11 protein-coding genes are annotated in these 17,538 nt (G+C 34.7%); 6 read left to right on the top strand and 5 right to left on the bottom strand.

Annotated elements, in window-relative coordinates; all coding sequences use genetic code 11:
- Positions 1 to 43 precede the first annotated feature (43 nt).
- From TERY_RS11420 to TERY_RS11410, 3 genes are all read right to left on the bottom strand, one after another.
- On the bottom strand, positions 44 to 1,198 hold the full coding sequence (locus TERY_RS11420; RefSeq protein WP_011611978.1) for a homocysteine biosynthesis protein: 1,155 nt from the start codon (positions 1,196 to 1,198) through the stop codon (positions 44 to 46).
- Positions 1,199 to 1,633: 435 nt separating this feature from the next.
- Positions 1,634 to 2,683, bottom strand: a complete 1,050-nt coding sequence (locus TERY_RS11415) for an AI-2E family transporter (protein WP_011611977.1) — start codon at positions 2,681 to 2,683, stop codon at positions 1,634 to 1,636.
- Between the two features lie 614 nt (positions 2,684 to 3,297).
- Positions 3,298 to 3,495, bottom strand: a complete 198-nt coding sequence (locus tag TERY_RS11410) for a hypothetical protein (protein ID WP_011611976.1) — start codon at positions 3,493 to 3,495, stop codon at positions 3,298 to 3,300.
- Positions 3,496 to 3,651: 156 nt separating this feature from the next.
- Here TERY_RS11410 and TERY_RS11405 point away from each other — a divergent pair, with 156 nt between their 5' ends.
- From TERY_RS11405 to TERY_RS11390, 4 genes are all read left to right on the top strand, one after another.
- A complete protein-coding gene (locus TERY_RS11405; protein WP_011611975.1) occupies positions 3,652 to 4,971 on the top strand; it encodes a methyltransferase domain-containing protein in 1,320 nt (439 codons plus the stop codon).
- A 187-nt stretch (positions 4,972 to 5,158) separates the two neighbouring features.
- Positions 5,159 to 5,374, top strand: coding sequence for a hypothetical protein (locus tag TERY_RS11400; RefSeq protein WP_044136741.1), 216 nt, complete (start codon positions 5,159 to 5,161; stop codon positions 5,372 to 5,374).
- A 183-nt stretch (positions 5,375 to 5,557) separates the two neighbouring features.
- A complete protein-coding gene (locus TERY_RS11395; RefSeq protein WP_011611973.1) occupies positions 5,558 to 6,100 on the top strand; it encodes a type IV pilin-like G/H family protein in 543 nt (180 codons plus the stop codon).
- Positions 6,101 to 6,598: 498 nt separating this feature from the next.
- On the top strand, positions 6,599 to 8,836 hold the full coding sequence (locus tag TERY_RS11390) for a tetratricopeptide repeat protein (protein ID WP_011611972.1): 2,238 nt from the start codon (positions 6,599 to 6,601) through the stop codon (positions 8,834 to 8,836).
- A 1,215-nt stretch (positions 8,837 to 10,051) separates the two neighbouring features.
- Here TERY_RS11390 and TERY_RS11385 read toward each other — a convergent pair.
- Positions 10,052 to 10,249 (bottom strand): hypothetical protein, encoded by a 198-nt coding sequence (locus tag TERY_RS11385; RefSeq protein ID WP_044136738.1) that lies wholly within the window; start codon positions 10,247 to 10,249, stop codon positions 10,052 to 10,054.
- A 948-nt stretch (positions 10,250 to 11,197) separates the two neighbouring features.
- On the opposite strand from TERY_RS11385, the gene TERY_RS25215 reads away from it, so the two are divergent.
- Positions 11,198 to 11,443 carry a hypothetical protein gene (locus tag TERY_RS25215; protein ID WP_052845780.1) on the top strand — a complete coding sequence of 82 codons (246 nt, stop codon included), beginning with the start codon at positions 11,198 to 11,200 and terminating at the stop codon, positions 11,441 to 11,443.
- A 680-nt stretch (positions 11,444 to 12,123) separates the two neighbouring features.
- On the opposite strand, the gene surE is transcribed toward TERY_RS25215, so the two are convergent.
- Complete coding sequence (surE, locus tag TERY_RS11375) at positions 12,124 to 12,831, bottom strand: 5'/3'-nucleotidase SurE (protein WP_044137434.1); 708 nt, start codon at positions 12,829 to 12,831, stop codon at positions 12,124 to 12,126.
- A gap of 267 nt (positions 12,832 to 13,098) precedes the next feature.
- Between surE and TERY_RS25210 the strand changes: the two genes are divergently transcribed.
- Positions 13,099 to 17,364: a tetratricopeptide repeat protein gene (locus TERY_RS25210; protein WP_011611970.1), complete on the top strand. Its 4,266-nt coding sequence runs from the start codon at positions 13,099 to 13,101 to the stop codon at positions 17,362 to 17,364.
- Positions 17,365 to 17,538 lie beyond the last annotated feature (174 nt).

Here is a 17,538-nt window from a genome sequence, read left to right as displayed (position 1 = left end):
TTCAGTAAAGTTTAGGAAAATGCCGGTTTTTTTTGTGGAGAACTTAACGTTCCAGAAATGGTAAGAAAGTTCGATCCATCGGAAGTTGAGCAACTGATTCAGTTAGAGTAAATTCTCCTGCTTCGATCCATTCTTTTAGCTCCAAGGCAATTTGATGAGATAGAAAGATACTTGCAAGGGGGGCACTCCTCACAAGTTTGCCCTCTATTTTTATCCGACCAGATTTGAGTTGAGCATAACTCACTAGACCAAAAGTTGGGCGCACCCGCCGGGGAATAGAAAAATCTACAACTGGCGCTACAATATCTTGGTCTTGAATAGAACAGTTAGCTACTACTTTTTCATTCAAAACGGGTAGAGGAATTCCTACACCTAACATAATTGATGGACCGTAATTTTTAAAATAACAACCACGCACCCATTGAGGTTGCATTTGTTTGGCATCTCCAATTAAGGCTAAAGTCGCAGCAGGTCCAATAGGGGTTCGATTAGAAAGACGTTTTTGTAGGGGAAAGTGCTGAGTACCTTCCCAAGTGATATACCCAATACCACCACCCAAAAATATCCGGGTACCAACACCAATTATTTCTAAGTCTGGGTCATTGAATAATGGGGAAATAGCACCAGAGTTAGAATAAACTGCATTACCTAAGTTGGGCATTAGAGGACCAAGATAAGTAAACAGAGGGCGATCGCCACCATTCACACCAACTATAAAATTTTGATATAAATTTCGTGGGTTAAATAAATAAAATTGGTTAATTGTCTCACGAGTAATAGTAGTTTCAAAAGTACTTCGAGGATAACAATCTGTTACTTGACCAATTGCTCTCAGGTGAACAGGTTTACCTGCGATTAGGTCTTCGATTACATGGCCGCCACCTCGTTCTTTAAATTCTTCAGTATCTTCAGCTATTTGAGTTGCCCCAAGGTACAAATCTACAGCTCCAAAGCCTGAGTAAGCAGGGACACTATCTAGCCAACAGGAGCGAATTTTGATGGGGGGATCAGTATGTCCCAAGTTGATGATGGCTCCAGATGACTCCATTGGCTCAAAAGCGCCAGTTGTAATTACATCAACTTCTTTTGCAGCTTGGGTAATGCTTGTTTCGGTAATTCTGGCTTTGAGTTCTGTTATTGTCCAGACAACAGCTTTTTTCTGGGAGATTTTGTGGTTAATTTCAGCAATTGTTCTCATCTATTGATGGTTTTAAAGAATAGGCGGTAAAAAGGATGGGTTGAAAGATAGGAACAAGGAAAAATATTTACTGAAGAATTTGTGTTAAAGCCTCCTTCGCTCATTGGGCGAGTTTTTAGTTGTTTTTTTTGAATAGGTACAGCAGATTTTTGGTGAAATCACTTGCTGCCGGTGTCTTACCTCTGTGGTTGTATTTGATAACATGGGAAAGGGCTGTATGTATCATTTTATTCATTAATTAGTCGCGGGCGGGCAGTCGGAAACAAAAAAACAGATGCACTAGACTAGGGTAACTTACTCCTTTCGTTTCACTGCACTTATCCCTCTTGGGGTTTGCTGCGGCAGCTTTTGCAGTGGGAATATTTTTTTTTCAATTCTCTAATCAATTTTTTGATTCTAGAACTTGAGCTTTTTTTTAGGTAAAGCATTAATATGCTATCTTTGAGGAGGAATATTTTCAAGTTGCCAGTTATCAAGAATATCTGTGATCAATAATTCCTTGACCCATACTTGACAAATAATTGTTAAAGGTAAGGCTAGTACAAGCCCTAAAACACCAAAAAAATGAGCAAAGAATACTTGAGAAATTAATGTGATCGCAGGTAACAAAGATACTTTTTTGACTATGAAGTAAGGATTCAAAATATTATGTTCAATTTGTTGAATGAGAATGTAAATTAGTAAAACTAAAGCAGATTTTAAGGGTGAATATAAAAGAGCGATCACCATTGGAGGAATTATACTGATAATTAGTCCAATATGTGGTATTAAGGTTAGTACCCCTGCTAAAACCGCTTGAGCAGAACTCAGAGGAATTTTCAATATAGATAAACCTATAAAACTGAGTAAAGTAACTACACTCATCTTCAATAAAGAATGAAGTACCCATCCTCCTAAGGCTATTTCACAATTATCTAAAATTAAGTTCACTCGTTGTCGATAAAAAGAGGGGAATAATTTGATCATCCCTTGACGATAAGAGATTGGATCTACTAACATCATCATGCTTAATACAAAGGTTAGTAGTAAGCTCAGAAATATCCCAAAAGTATTACCAACAAATTCTCCAGCATTATTAATTAATTGATTAAGTATTGGTTGTAGTTGAGGAATAATTTCATTAATATCAATATCTGGTAATTGTTCTTTCAGTTGATTTGGTAATTGATCTCTAAGTATATTCAACCAGTCATTTAATTTGTTAATTCCCTGGGGGACAATAGTGATTAGTTGTTGAAACTGTTCTGCTAAAGGGGGAACAATTACCCAGAAAAAGGTGACAATTAGTAAAATAAATAAGCTGACGGATATTAATACAGCTAGAGAACGTTTGATTTTTAAACTTTGGAGCTTTCTGGATAGTTTATTAAGAGTGGTAGCGATTACCATTGCAGTAAATACTAACAATAATAATTGACGAATTTGCCACAATATGTATATAGAAGTGAGGATGGTAAATATACCAATCCAATTACCTAGGTTCACAGGAATTAGAGTTAAAGTATAGGTTGCAAATATATGAATTAATATATTCTAATTATGTTTATAAGTCAAGAAGTCGGTTTAAGCTAATAAAAAGACTAGGTTGGCGATCGCTCCAGGTTATAGTTTAATTTTCGTGACTCAAAATTTTCTTAATTTTATTCAACTGTAATGTCGAAAAAAAATTCTGATTTGGAGGTTGAAATAAACTTGATGTTTGATGTTTTTATTTGAGCGATCGCTTATTAATTATTGGGATTTACTATATAGCAATTTCCAAGTACATGAGGTACAAATATTTAATATTTTAATTTTTTTACTTATAAAAATATCTCAGAAATTTATGGTCTAATTCTGGGTTTTTATCGTCAAAAAAAATCTAGCGATCGCTCCAGCTTATAGTTTAATTTTCGTGACTCAAAATACCCCTGATTTTATTAAACTGTAATGTCGAAAAAATTATGATTTGGAAGTTGAAATAAACTTGATATTTGATGTTTTTATTTGAGCGATCGCTTCCTAATTATTGAGATATGCTACATAGCAAACTCCAAGTATATGAAGTACAAATATTTAAGACCTTGTGGAATTAGCACCTTATGGCCTCAACCATTCTGTTACTCTACATTTTCAATTTGCTGCCAAAGTCGCCACCCCAATAATATCCCTACAACTATGGGAAACATAAGCACAGGAATTAGAGCATTAATGGCCGTGGAGGGAATGGATAGATAAGGGCCACCATATTTGATGACTAGGGAAAGTCCCCCAGAAAGCATTAGAACTTTGAGGATAAACCCAGTTTGATTATTCATAGTTTACAATGTTTAATGATTAAATTTTATACCAATGGAAAGTTGGGTTCTCCCTACTGCCTTAAAAAGAGGGTAACTATCCTCGGGCAAGGGCTTTTTTTTACAAAGGATACAAAATAACTATACTTATAACTCAGCCTTACTAATCAAGTCAATATGAACAATTCAGAATCAGAATTACAAGCAAAAATTCGTCAACAATTTGATGGACTACCCTATCCTAAAATTCCTGTAGAAAAGTCTCCTAAAGATGACTATGAATTACTTTTTCTTCATAATTTTATTACTCCATATTATCTGAGAAATCAAAAGGTAATAGAAACAAAAGGTAAAATGATTTTAGATGCCGCATGTGGCAGTGGTTATAAGTCATTAGTTTTAGCAGAGGCAAATCCGGGAGCAAAGATAGTCGGTATTGATATTTCCGAAAAGTCTGTAGAATTAGCTCGTCAACGTCTCCAATATCATGGTTTTGATAATGCTGAATTTCATGTTTTGTCTATAGAAGAATTGCCAAGCTTAGGCTTAAAATTTGACTATATTAATAATGATGAAGCTCTGTATTTATTACCTGATATAGTGGTCGGTTTGAAGGCTATGAAAGCTGTTTTAAAACCTGATGGAATTATTAGAACAAATCTCCATAGTTCCTTCCAACGCCACTATTATTTTCGGCTACAGGAAACGCTCCAAATGATGGGATTAATGAATGAAAATCCTGGAGAAATGGAGATGGAGGCCGCACGAAAAACTATGAATGCTTTGAAAGACTCAATTATTCTTAAGCAAAAAGTTTGGAATCCAGAAAGGGCAAAAGATGCACAATGGTTACTGTCGAATTACTTGTTGCTTGGGGATAAAGGCTATACTATCCCGGAAGTTTTTGCTGCTCTAAAAAGTGCGAATTTAGAGTTTATTAGTATGCTCAAATGGCGACAGTGGGAGGTTTTGGATTTGTTTGAAAATGAGGATGATTTGCCAGTTTTTCTTGCAGTGGGCTTGTCTGAGATTTCTTTGGAAGAACGACTCCATTTATTTGAGCTTTTACAGTCTATGCACCGTCTGCTGGACTTTTGGTGTGGCCATCCTCAACAAGCTCTGCCTTTTCTCCCTGTTGTAGAATGGACTGACTCTGACTGGGAAAGGGCCAGGGTACAACTTCATCCCCAGTTGCGAAATTCTCAAACTAAGGAAGACTTAATTAACTGTATCAATAACCATAAGCCTTTTGAGATTAGTCATTATGTTAAGTCACCCACCTTGTCCCCTATTAGTGTAGATAGTAGTATTGCTCCTTGTCTGCTGCCTCTGTGGGATGGGGTTTGTAATGTCCAATCTTTGGTAGATCGGTTATTTAAGACTAGGCCATTAGACCCTATTACTCTGGAACCTATAGACGAGGAAAGTGCCTGGGAGGACATTACGGAGTTATTGGAGACTTTAGACCCATTTTTGTATGTGCTTTTAGAGCTTTAGATCCCCCCTAGTCTTCCTCATCTTTTACTCCCATAATTGATAAAATCTCGAAAAGCCTTGATAAATGGTACTTACATATCTCTGAAAAAAAAATTTCTTGGAGGGTGATATGAAATTTGATCAATGTGGGTATGTTAGATTCAAGAAAACAAAATGTTAACCTAAACCTTATGTTAAGTTACCTACTTTGTCCCCTATTAGTGTAGATAGTAGTATTGCTCCTTGTATGCTGCATCTGTGGGATGGAGTTTGTAATGTCCAATCTTTAGTAGATCGGTTGTTTAAGGGTAAGCCATTAGACCCTACTACTCTGGAACCTATAGACGAGGAAAGTGCCTGGGAGGACGTTACGGAGTTATTGGATACTTTAAGTCCGTTTTTGTATGTGCTTTTAGAGCTTTAGATCCCCCCAGTCTTCCTCATCTTTTACTCCCATAATTGAGAAAATCTCGAAAAGCCTTGATAAATCGTACTTACATATCTCTGAAAAAAAAAATTCTTGGAAGGTGATATGAAATTTGATCAATGTGGGTATGTTAGATTCAAGAAAACAAAATGTTAACCTAAAACCTTATTAGGAGAAAAAATGAAAACTGAATTTAAGGCTAAGTTTTTACAGCACGTTGCTAAGAAAAGAAAAGAAGAGGGCTTTACCCTAATTGAATTGTTGGTGGTTATTATCATTATCGGTATTTTGTCCGCCATTGCATTGCCCTCTTTCTTGAACCAAGCTAATAAGGCCAAGCAGTCTGAAGCGAAGCAATATATAGCTTCTATAGCTAAGGGCCAGCAGGCTTATTATGCAGAGAAAGGTACGTTTATAACTGCCATAGCCGACATAGGTAAGCTTGGCCTAGGTATCAGAACTGGAACTAACAATTACACATATGAACTTGTAGGAACTACAGCCGGCGCAGGTGGAGTAAATGCTTGGACCAAAAACGCTGCACAGGGTTTGAAATATTATGCTGGTCTAATATATCTGACTCAAGCATCTGGAGCCCTGACTTCCGAAACCGCCCTTTGTGAGAGTGGGGATCAATCAAAAGATGCCGCAACTAATCAAACCGCTCCTACTGCTACTGCAACTAAATGTGCTGATACAGGAGGCTTCACAGTGTCCTTATAGTCTCTGGCATAATCTTCAGACTTGTTTGTATCCGCTCTAAAAGGCTGAAACCTGTACTTTTTTCAAAGACTGAGAATTTTAACTCATTAGGTTGGTTTACTTGTCCTTGTATTCTGTACTGGTTTTAGTTCTGCCATAGAGGGCGTAAGAAATCTACTATTATCTTGGTCTCTGGGTTGTTACCCACCCTATACTATTGGTCCATGGCCAGGAGAATTCATCAAGATAATAAACAGTGGTATTAAAGTCCATACCACAAACGTGGGAAGTATATCTCATACTTCAAGAAGACTTGACTAATAAAAATGTAAACTTAAAAATAGGTAGTACATTCAGTACTATCTATTTTTAGTTTTGGTGAGCCAAGCTATAATAACTAAACTTAGCTAAGTATAAAATGCTTTTCGGTTAATAGTTAGGTGATTAGTGTTAATGCAAGGCCATAGCCAAAATCACCAAGGCCCTGTTTTGTATAAAAATCAAGTTTAATTGTGTAATATGCTTCCCAAAAATACTTTCGGCAATATGGAATCTTGGCAAGAAGAAGCTGATGCTTGTTTCAGAAATGGAAATTATGCAAAAGCAGCAAATTTTTATAAGCAAGCAATAAACGCTGATCCTGAATGCAAATCATACTACTGGCAGTTAGGTTTAATTTTACTATTGCAAGGAAAAGAACAGGAGGCACAGACAACCTGGTTATTAGGTATGGTGGATGGAGACACAGAAGAGATTGAGCTGTGGACAGAAAAATTAGTACAGGTATTGGTAACAGAAGCAAATAGACAAGCAACAGCAGAAAATTATTCTGTTTCTTGGCTCATCAGACAACACACTCGGGAAATTAACCCCACTGATATTCATAATTTATTGCATTTAATTTATTTGTCTATTACTATTGAAAACTATACAGCAGATAAATTGACTGAATATCAAGTTATTAAACAACTAGAAAATAGCAGGGCTCAAGAACTTGATCAAACTTTCTTGCTATATCTATTAAGAGATCTGATGGAATACGACCCCATCAACTTATCATCTATAGAATTTGCCTCAGTTGTTGCAGAAAAAATAGAGGATAAACCTGCGCTTGTTAGTTGTTTAATACCACCCATATATCAGATTGCTTACTCCTTTGCAGAAGTAGGAGTCGCCAGAAAATATACAGAAATATTGTTGAATTTTGTGCCAGAGAATAAGGAAGTCTTGAGAACTATGGCGCAATTTAGCACAGACTTAAAAGAGTATGATCTAGGTATTGAGTATGCCCAAAAGAGTTCTGCTTTATCAAAAAAAACCTTTGAAAAAGTTATAGATTATTATTTAGTTTGTCGTTCTTTAATAGCGTCAAAAGGATGTGACAAAGAAGTTCAAGAAGCTGTTGAAAAAGAAGAAAAGCTATTACAATCTCTGATTACAGAATCTCCCCAAGAACTTGCCGGAGCAGCGATACGTTTGTATAGTTCTGTTTTTTTCTTCCCCTATGCCAGAGATTGCCCAGAAAAAAACATGAAAATCCGCACTCAGGTAGCAGAGCTATGTCAACTGAATTTAGCAAAAGCTTGTTCTGAAAAAATCAATAAATATCATCAGAAGTTATTCTCACAAAAACAAATACATCCGACAAAAAAAACTCTAAAAATCGGGTATTTATCCCATTGTTTAAGAAAACATTCTGTAGGATGGATTGCCCGATGGCTATTTAAATATCACAATCGAGAAAAATATGAAATTTATGCCTATTTACAGGGGGCAGAAAATCGCAATGATTCTCTACAACAGTGGTATATTAATCAAGCTACAAAAGCTCATGTTTACGGTATTGTCAGTACAGAAATGGCAGAAGATATTTATGAAGACGAAATAGATATTTTAATTGATTTAGATAGTACAACATTAACTAATAGTTGTTCAATTATGGCAATGAAGGCAGCACCAATTCAAGTAACATGGCTAGGTTGGGATGCTTCAGGAATACCAACTGTTGATTATTTTATCGCCGATCCTTATGTTTTGCCAGAAAATGCTCAAGACTATTACCCCCATAAAATTTGGCGTCTACCTCAAACTTATTTAGCTGTAAATGGTTTTGAGGTAGACGTACCTAGCATCAAACGAGAAGATTTAGGTATTCCCAGTGATGCAGTAGTTTATTTTACTGCTCAGAGAGGTCATAAATATAATCCCGATACTGTCAGACTGCAAATGAAAATCCTCAAGGAAGTTCCCCAGAGTTACTTCTTATTTAAAAATTTAGGTGACTCAGACACTTTATCTGAATTATTGATCGATATTGCTGAGTCAGAAGGTATTAGTAGCGATCGTCTTATACCGATAGAAGAGGTCAGTCTAGAACAAACTCACCGAGCTAATTTAGGTATTGCAGATATTGTTTTAGATACTTATCCCTACAATGGTGCTACCACCACTCTAGAAACTCTCTGGATGTGCATCCCTATGGTAACAAGGGTTGGTCAACAGTTTGCCGCACGCAATAGTTATACAATGATGATGAATACTGGCATCACTGAAGGTATTGCTTGGAGTGATGAAGAATATGTGGAATGGGGTATTAGGTTAGGGAAAGATGAAAAGTTGCGGCAGGAGATATCCTGGAAGTTGAGAAAGTCGAGGCAAACTGCCCCGTTGTGGAATGCTAAAAAGTTTACCCTGGAGATGGAGAAGGCTTATGAGGAAATGTGGCAGAGGTATGTTGAGGGGAAAAATAATTCATAGTGTCTCAATAGTCATGAATAGTGAGAGTTTTCCTCTGAAATTTTTACTCAAGACAAACGAATGATCTAATATTATAGATTATGATCATTAGTAATTATTCATCTATTTAGTTTTAGTAGGTTTGGTGGTTTGTTGGTTTTGTGGTTTGAGGTTTGTTGGAAGAAGGCAAAGATAGAAAATGATTTAAGTCAAAAGTTATTCAGGTTTAACGAGCTAAAATTAATGAATGTGGTAGTCAGATGTTGTCAATTTGTTGATTTTTAAACTTAACATCTGATAACTGATATGTGACACTTGATGCTTTTATAGATGCTTTAATACAAGAATTAGTTATATTTTTGCGAGGTCATTAGTTATAGATATTGAGAACTGAAAAAAGCTGTGTTATCAATCTAATTTAACTATAATTTCTCAAGAATTAATACCGTTTCAGGGAAGCTAGAAATTCACTCCCACCCTTACCACTTCCAAAAGGGGCAAGTAAGATTTTCAAAATTCAAACCTTTGACGTGATCAGTAATTTCAGAAAATTATTTCAGAGCTTTAGTTTCCAATTATTTCTGACATCTTCAAAGTCAATTAGTCAAAGAAAGGTTTGGTGTGTTTACAAGAACAAGCTTAGATCAAGTCTTATTAGTGAGTGATAATAAAAATGCTTTTCCTTAGACAAAAATTGCTCCTAACTCCCTGATTTTTTTTCTACAACACGATGGGTATTTAAAGGGGCATGATATAAGCGATCGCTACAGTTAAAATTCAGGAGCGACGACTAACTATTGAACTCAGATAATTACAGGAAAAATAAGTGGTGAAAACAGTTTAATTGAATGACTATGGAGTATGAGATCATGGTTGTATTGTGCTGGCAGAAAATAACAAAAAAACTCTCGCTAGCCAGACAGTCTCTAGATATTTGTTTTCAAATAAATTGGTTACAGTATTTGATGGCAAGTACTAAAACAGAAAACTGAGATGTTTTTTTTACAACTATTGAACAATTAATTTATTATCAAATAAAACCACAGCATATAGATATACTAAAAGACGTTCCTCTTCCATAAACCTTGCTTGTTATAACACTCTAAAGCAGGCATACTTGATGTGATTAAAAACTAGGTTAATTAATGAAATTTCGTGAGATAAAAAAATAATAATTAGGGTAAAGCACCTGGTTTATTATCTCGACAGGTAAGTTTTCACTATGTTTTTTGTTTATTAGTCTCTAGTATCTCGTGATGTGCCTGCTGTCACGTCTTCTTGCTCTAGTTTGTGAGCAGCAAGTTGTATAGGGCTTTGCCCCGCAGATTTTAGTTGTGGTATATGTGTGAAGTTACTAGTAGTTTCTGGAATTGCGTTCAGTCCTATAAGAACAGGACTGATAAAAATACTTGTTGATAATATATATTGATACATTGATTTAGAGATTGGTAAATAGGCTATCTATTTTCTTCATACTCAACCTCTATGGAATATCCGGAAATTTATAGTGAGAGTTTCTATCAATATCAATAGGGGGAAATTTTAGAAGATCATTTTCTATATACGGTTTGCTGAAAAAGTATTTTTATACTAAGGATTAAAAAAGAATGTTACAAATAGTTTTAAAATATATACATATGTGAAATAATTACTTCAAATTACGGAGAGTATCAAAGCTTTGAGTTGTTAAAATCTTGCTGTGGAGTCAGGGGGTTTCTTTGGGAGGAGTTTTGACTTAGTTAACAATTTACATTATAAAGCAGTATAATATGATAGTTATTTCTGGCAACCCGAAAATCACAGTTATAAACTTAAAATTTAGGCAAAGATACTATATATAGAGTATGCTAAATAGAGTAATGTAGCTGCCGCCACCATGCTCCGCCAAAGGTTACAAATTTATAGCGATCGCTTTAATAAAATTACCATTATTAACACTAGAGTAAAAAATGCTTACAAAATCATTGGAAACCCTGAATTTTATTGTAGTTTTCTTCAATTCTTAGCTCAAATAGTCTGAGAGTAATTCATGTTTGACTATGTACATAGTTTTTCCTATTTTTACTGCTAACCTTTTGAGAAAATTCCAGACTAACATAGCACAAACTACATGTTTTTTTTGATTTGACCAAGACGGAATTGACAAAACTTTATAGATGAAAAAATTGTCGTCTAGAGTTCATCAATACGTTTTCATCCACTTAGCTGAAGCATTTAAGAGGTTCTTTGCCTTCGGAATGCTTCGCAAACAAGGGTTAGGTAAGTATCCAAGATTTAAGAAAAAAGGTAAGTATGATTCTTGGACCATTGATAATTGCGGAAAACCAATAGAATTAAACGGATGGAGTCACAAATTACCTTTTATTGGTATTGTCAAAACTTATGAGCCCTGGCACAGGCAACAACAAAAAAAACACTATTAGTAGACAAAAAGTTGACTGGTATATTAGCTGTAGCTATGAATTTTATGGCAGAACTACATCAAAAAAAACTGATGTAGTTGGTGTATGTTTAGGAGTGAAAACTTTAGCTACATTAAGTGATGGTGAAGTATTGGAAAGTGTGAAATATGATCGCAGATTTGAAACTAAACTGTCTAGAATGCAAGGCCTCACAATAAAGAAATAGGTTTTAATAACTGGAAAAAAGCACGGTTGAAGATACCTAAATTGCATGGAAAATTAGCAAACATCCGTAAAGATGCACTTGATAAATTGACAACATACGCAAGTTTTAAAGCACGGCGCTGTTGTCATTGAAGACTTAAAGGTTAGTGGGATGTTTTGCACAGCGACATGAAAAGCTGATCATAAGCTGGCTAAACCAATTACAGAGCAAAGATTTTGTGAGCTTCGCAGACAACTAGAATACAAGTGCCAATGGTAGGGCTCGGAGTTAGTAGTAGTTGACAGTTTTTTTTCATCATCAAAGACTTATTCAAACTGGGGTCATTTTCAAGATATGCTATTACATCTAAGGGCTTATGACTGCTCAGAGTGTGGTTTATCTATTTTATTGAGATTTAAACGCCAGTATAAATTTGAGAGGTACTATTGAGGAATACTCGTTAATGCTTGTGGATGAGTAACTGCCGACAGCTTCAGTGGAAGCAGGAAGTAAAGATTAAAATATCACTTATTATGATGTTTTATATCAGTTTTATGAAGCAGTAATACCAATTTCCTAAAGTTAGACTACACATAGCTTGATATCTTCGACTTCAAGCTTGATAGATCACTTTTATAAGTGAAGTTTTAAGTTTATGAAATTGGTATAATGTTTCAATAGTTTAAGCTATACAGCAATATCTATGAAAGTTTAATTTTTGTAACGGCAATTTTACCAGAAAGGCAAACATCTACATCTGTGCCAGGAGTGCGATCGCGTTCTTCATATTTTCCTGTATAAGAAAAATCTTCTCCGTCCTTCTGATAAGCTATTGGCAATGGTTGGATAGATGTTTTGCAAAATACTATTTCCGGGTCTGGTGCTTCCGGTTCTAAATAGGGGAAGTTTACATTCCAAAAAGCTCCTTGCTCAATAGGGCGCTTGAGTAAATTTATTAATACGCTTCTGGCTAAACCAGTTACTCTTTCCCAGTTCACAGGCTTTTTCCCTTGACGATATTGAGAAAGGGCAATTCCTGGGATTTTATAAAATGCTGCTTCTCTTACTGCTGCTACTGTTCCAGATACATAAGTATCATAACCCATGTTACCACCTGAGTTAATACCAGAAAGCACCCATTTGACATTTGTATTAACATGTGTTATTGCAATTCGAGTACAATCTGCTGGGGTACCTGCGATCGCATACCTATCTTCAGACAAACGTTGCACATTAATTGGTCGGTTAGTAGTAACTTGATGCCCACAACCAGAGAATTGTCCCTGAGGAGCAACAATAATACTTTTGTCGAAAGACGGTATAGCCGAATCAGCATTATTGATAGCTTCCCAAAGTGCTTTAATACCCGGAGCATTAATTCCATCGTCATTAGTTAGAATAAATGTCATATTTTTTAATAACTTTAACTCAGGTAATATGCTTAACAAAAAAAAGGACATATTTCTGTACTATACAATACATCTATATAGGCATAAAAAACAATATTAATGAAGTAATATTTGTTATCTGAAAACCTGAACTGATAGTAGTTATAAATAATTGTAGAAAAAAAAAGTAACGAGGAAAAAATCAATCTATGTTAAATAAATTATATGAAAAATAATATTGTGTTAAACTATCTATAAAATTAAAAAGCAAGAGTAAAAAGTCAATGTATGTCACTACCTGCAGTTTTACACCCCGATATAGTTGAGTTTCTCCGAAAAGAAATAGGAAGTAATTTGCAAAAGAGAGTATGGGAATGTATTCAAACACTGAAACAGCAAAAATTTAATAGTGGGTTGCGGGTAAAAAAGCTGAAAGGAATAAACAAAAGAGTATGGGAAGCTAGAATTAATAGTGCTAGTCGCTTAATTTTCACCTACGATAAATCACAAAGGCCAGAAACAGGAAAAGCGCAAGTTTATCTAGCAATTCAAGATATTTGTGTAGATCATGATGATGTATCCCGACGTGCTAAAGCTAGGAAAAACAGACCTGATGCTGAATGGTTAGAAACACCAGAATTTGAAGTTATTCTGGAAACGAACAATTTCAAAAACCAGGATAATAATATAGATAAAAATATATTATATTCATCAGTAGAAAAAGCAAATATTGAAGCTATGAAAGCTTTAGACTTAGAAACAAACTCAGATTTAACAGATGATGAATTGTTAGGAAATATTCAGTGGCGAGTATTAGAGTCAGAAACAGAATGGCAAAAAGCAATTATTGAGCAAAATACAGATTTACCTTTAAAGCTGACTCCAGAAGAATATAAATTAGCTAAATTGTCAGGAAATCTATTATTAAGTGGTAGTGCAGGCACAGGAAAAACTACAGTAGCATTATATAGAATGATCCAAAAAAGACAGTATAAAAACTTAGGAAGACGTTTATATATTGCTTATAATGATTTGCTTGTGAATAATGCTGAAGAACAATTTTATAAAATAGTGACTACCAACTGTCAATTAGAACTAGAATCAAAGAAATCAAACAACCAAGTAATTTTTGAGTTTAAAAATATACAGAAGCTATGTTTAGAAATTCTCAAAAAGCATCAAAAAATATATTATTTACAAGATGAGGTAAACTATCAAGTATTTTCAGAAATGTACAGAGCACATCCTGGAAAAAAACAATATCCAACAAATTTAATATGGGAAGAAATTCGAGGTATAATCAAAGGAAAACAGTTAGCCATAACAGAAGATATTTTATCTGAGAAAGAATATGAAAAAATAACGAGAAATCGTGTCATTTCAATGTCTAACAAAAATCGCCGAGAGATATACAAAATAGCAGAATGGTATCAAAAAAAACTTCAAAAAGAAAAACTATATGATGAAATAGATATAGTCAGACAAGTCTTGCAATTGCTAAAAAATAATCCTAGGAAAAAATATGATTTAATTGTTTGTGACGAAGTACAAGATTTGACAGAAATACAATTAGAGTTGTTATTTAATTTAGTTGCTCCCAGCGGAAATTTATTTTTTGCAGGAGACTCTTATCAAATGATTAGTCCCAGTGGTTTTCGTTGGGAAACACTAAAAAATAAATTTTATCCCCACAGACAAGTATATCAACAAACTTTGAAATTTAACTTTCGCAGTGTAGGAAGCCTAGTGAATTTAGCAAATCAACTACTAAAATTACGTTCTCGATACTTAGCAAAATCTGTAAGTAATTATTCAATAAGTAACAGTATTTCTGGTCAATTAGCAAGGCTAATTTCAGCAGATTATCAAACATTAATAGGAATATTAAAAGAAACATCTTTGTATCCTGGTGATGCTATATTAGTCCGAAAAGAATCAGACAAAGAAAAAATTAGAGCCGACTTAAATTCTAGTTTTGTTTTTACAATTGAAGAAATAAAAGGACTAGAATTCGATACAGTTTTCATTGTAGATTTTTTTCAGCCACAAGCAAAACTTTGGAGTAAAGTAATACGAGGTGGGATACTAAAAGAAAAAGAAAAACCACAACTACAACTAGAATTCAACTTACTTTATGTAGGAATTACTCGTGCTAGTCGAATTTTAAATATTTGGGAATCAAGGCCTAGTCAGCTTTGGCAAGAACCAGAATTAAGAGGTTTATTTCAGTCAATAATTCCTGAATTAGTAAGAAGTGATTGTATAGAAACTAGCCCAGAAAGATGGCGTCAGCAAGGAGAATATTATCTTAAGTCTGAGTTTTATCAACAAGCAAAAGAATGCTTTAATAAATCTGGAGATGTGATTTTAGAGAAACAAGCTCAAGGTAAGTTTTTAATTCAAAAACAAGCTTATTATGAAGCAGCAGAAATTTTTGTTGAGTTAACAGAATGGCAAGAAGCAGCACTGTTATTTGAGAAAGTAGGAAAATGGCAAGAAGCAGCAAAATCTTGGGCAAATATAGGAGAATATAAGAAGCAAAAAATTTGTGAAGCTTCTCAGCTAGAAGCAAACTTCAAATGGTCAGAAGCAGCTCAAAAATGGGAAGAAATTCCAGATTTTAGTAATGCTAAACGGTGCTGGATGAAAGTTCCTCAAAAAAAAGCAGAATACCGTGCTATGGAACTTGAAAAAAAGAGGCAATGGTTAAAAGCTGCTATTGAATATGACCGAGCAAAAATACCTCAGAAAGCAGCATTTTGTCGAGCTAGAGAATTTGAAAAGAAAAAACAATGGAAAGAAGCTATGACGCAATATCAAATAGCAGCTATGAGCGAAAAAGTTGAAAAATGTCGCCAGGAAGCAGTAAATGTATTGCACAACCAAGGGTTAATCAAACTACAAAAAAGAGATCATACTGGTGCTATTGAAGATTATAATCAAGCTATTTTCTTAGAAAAGAATAATTATTTATTATATCATAACAGAGCTATTGCAATTGCCCAAATGGGAAACTTAAAAGGAGCTATAGAAAATTTTAAAAAAGCACTAGAACTAGAACCAAAAGACCTACAAACCTATAATAATTTAGGGGCAGCTTATGTAGAACTAGGAGAATTTAATGAAGCCATAGAGCTTTTTTCCCAAGCCCTGAAAGTAGATTCTCAAGATTCTCAAATTTATCAAAACTTAGGAGTAGTCCGTTTTAAGGCAGGAGATAAGCAAGGAGCTATAGCAGATTATAATCAAGCCATAAAACTTAATCCCAACAAACCAGAAGCTTATTATAATAGAGGTATTGCTTATCGTTTTCTTGGGCATAACCAAGATGCAATGAATGACTTTACAAAAGTATTACAACTTCATCCTAGAGTTGTAGATGCTTACACTCAGCGAGGTATTGTCAGGTTTGAGGTTAAAGATATAGAGGGAGCGATCGCTGATTTCAATGATGCTATCAAGCTTAATCCTAAACATCCTGAAGCTATCTACAACAGGGCTATAATTCGTCGTTTGACCAAAGATAATCAGGGTTCACTAGATGATTTAAACAAAGTTATACAGCTCCATCCTAAGTATATAGATGCTTATATCAAACGAAGTATAGTTCGTTTTGATCTTGGAGATCATGAAGGTGCCCTCAAAGACTTAGATTCTGCAGTGCAACTTCAACCCAACAATGCAGAAGCTTATTACCAACGAGCTAATACTAAACGCAGCATGGGAGATATTTTAAGTGCGATCGCTGATTTTGAGAATGCTATACGTTTGAACCCTAAATATCATCAAGCTTATAACGATATGGGTATTGTGAGACTGAGAAGAGGAGATATCTCAGGGGCAATGGAAAACTTTGAAGCAGCTATACAAATTAATCCTAACTATGCTGAAGGTCATAACAACCGTGGTTTTACAAAGTTTAGACGAGGGGATATTCCAGGAGCAATGAAAGACTTTGAAGCAGCTATACAAATTAATCCTAATTACGCTGAAGCATATAATAATCTGGGAAATTCTCGCTTTCAAACAGGAGACTTTCAGGGAGCCATGAGGGACTTTGGTGAAACTTTACGCATTCATCCCAAATATGTTCCAGCCTATAATAATAGGGCTTTAGCACTTTTGAAATTAGGAGATTTTTCTGGAGCAACTACTGATTGCTATCAAGCGCTAAAAATTAATCCTAAGTATGGTTTAGCTTACTATAATTTAGGCTTAATTCATACTGAGATGGGAGATTTAGAGCAAGCTATTTTAGACTATAATGAAGTATTACGAATATATCCGAGAAAAATTGATGCTTATGTTAACCGAGGGTTAATTTATCTGAAGTTAAAAAACTATACCCAAGCGATCAAGGATCAAACTAGTGCTTTGAATATTAATCCTAATTTGCCTCACGTTTATTCTTTTCGTAGCGAAGGATATATTCAGTTAGGAGAATTTAAAGCAGGTATTGATGACTTGCACAAAGCAGCAGAAATTTACCAGCAACAAGGAAAGCTAGAAGAACGGGATAAGATGATGAAGAGAATTGAGAAGATAAAAGAATAGTAGGAGTTATAGTAACTTATACTATTTTTCACAAACTTTTCAACCTGTATCTTCAGCAGAAGAGTAGGGGGATAGTCAACATTATTGATGGAGCAAGTTAGGCAGCTATATCGCCATCTTTATGCAACAAATTTCTATCCTAATACTATTTATACTCTCTCATCACAATTTTAT

Origin of the sequence: Trichodesmium erythraeum IMS101, from assembly GCF_000014265.1 — a bacterium.
Taxonomy (GTDB): domain Bacteria; phylum Cyanobacteriota; class Cyanobacteriia; order Cyanobacteriales; family Microcoleaceae; genus Trichodesmium; species Trichodesmium erythraeum.
This window is presented reverse-complemented; position numbering and strand designations above follow the sequence as displayed.

Bases quoted from the DNA above. Each gene is read 5' to 3' on its own strand.
- TERY_RS11420 (WP_011611978.1), bottom strand. From the start codon at position 1,198: ATGAGAACAATTGCTGAAATTAACCACAAAATCTCCCAGAAAAAAGCT.
- TERY_RS11410 (WP_011611976.1), bottom strand. From the start codon at position 3,495: ATGAATAATCAAACTGGGTTTATCCTCAAAGTTCTAATGCTTTCTGGG.
- TERY_RS11405 (WP_011611975.1), top strand. From the start codon at position 3,652: ATGAACAATTCAGAATCAGAATTACAAGCAAAAATTCGTCAACAATTT.
- TERY_RS11395 (WP_011611973.1), top strand. From the start codon at position 5,558: ATGAAAACTGAATTTAAGGCTAAGTTTTTACAGCACGTTGCTAAGAAA.
- TERY_RS11390 (WP_011611972.1), top strand. From the start codon at position 6,599: ATGCTTCCCAAAAATACTTTCGGCAATATGGAATCTTGGCAAGAAGAA.
- TERY_RS11385 (WP_044136738.1), bottom strand. From the start codon at position 10,249: ATGTATCAATATATATTATCAACAAGTATTTTTATCAGTCCTGTTCTT.
- TERY_RS25215 (WP_052845780.1), top strand. From the start codon at position 11,198: ATGAGCCCTGGCACAGGCAACAACAAAAAAAACACTATTAGTAGACAA.
- surE (WP_044137434.1), bottom strand. From the start codon at position 12,831: ATGACATTTATTCTAACTAATGACGATGGAATTAATGCTCCGGGTATT.
- TERY_RS25210 (WP_011611970.1), top strand. From the start codon at position 13,099: ATGTCACTACCTGCAGTTTTACACCCCGATATAGTTGAGTTTCTCCGA.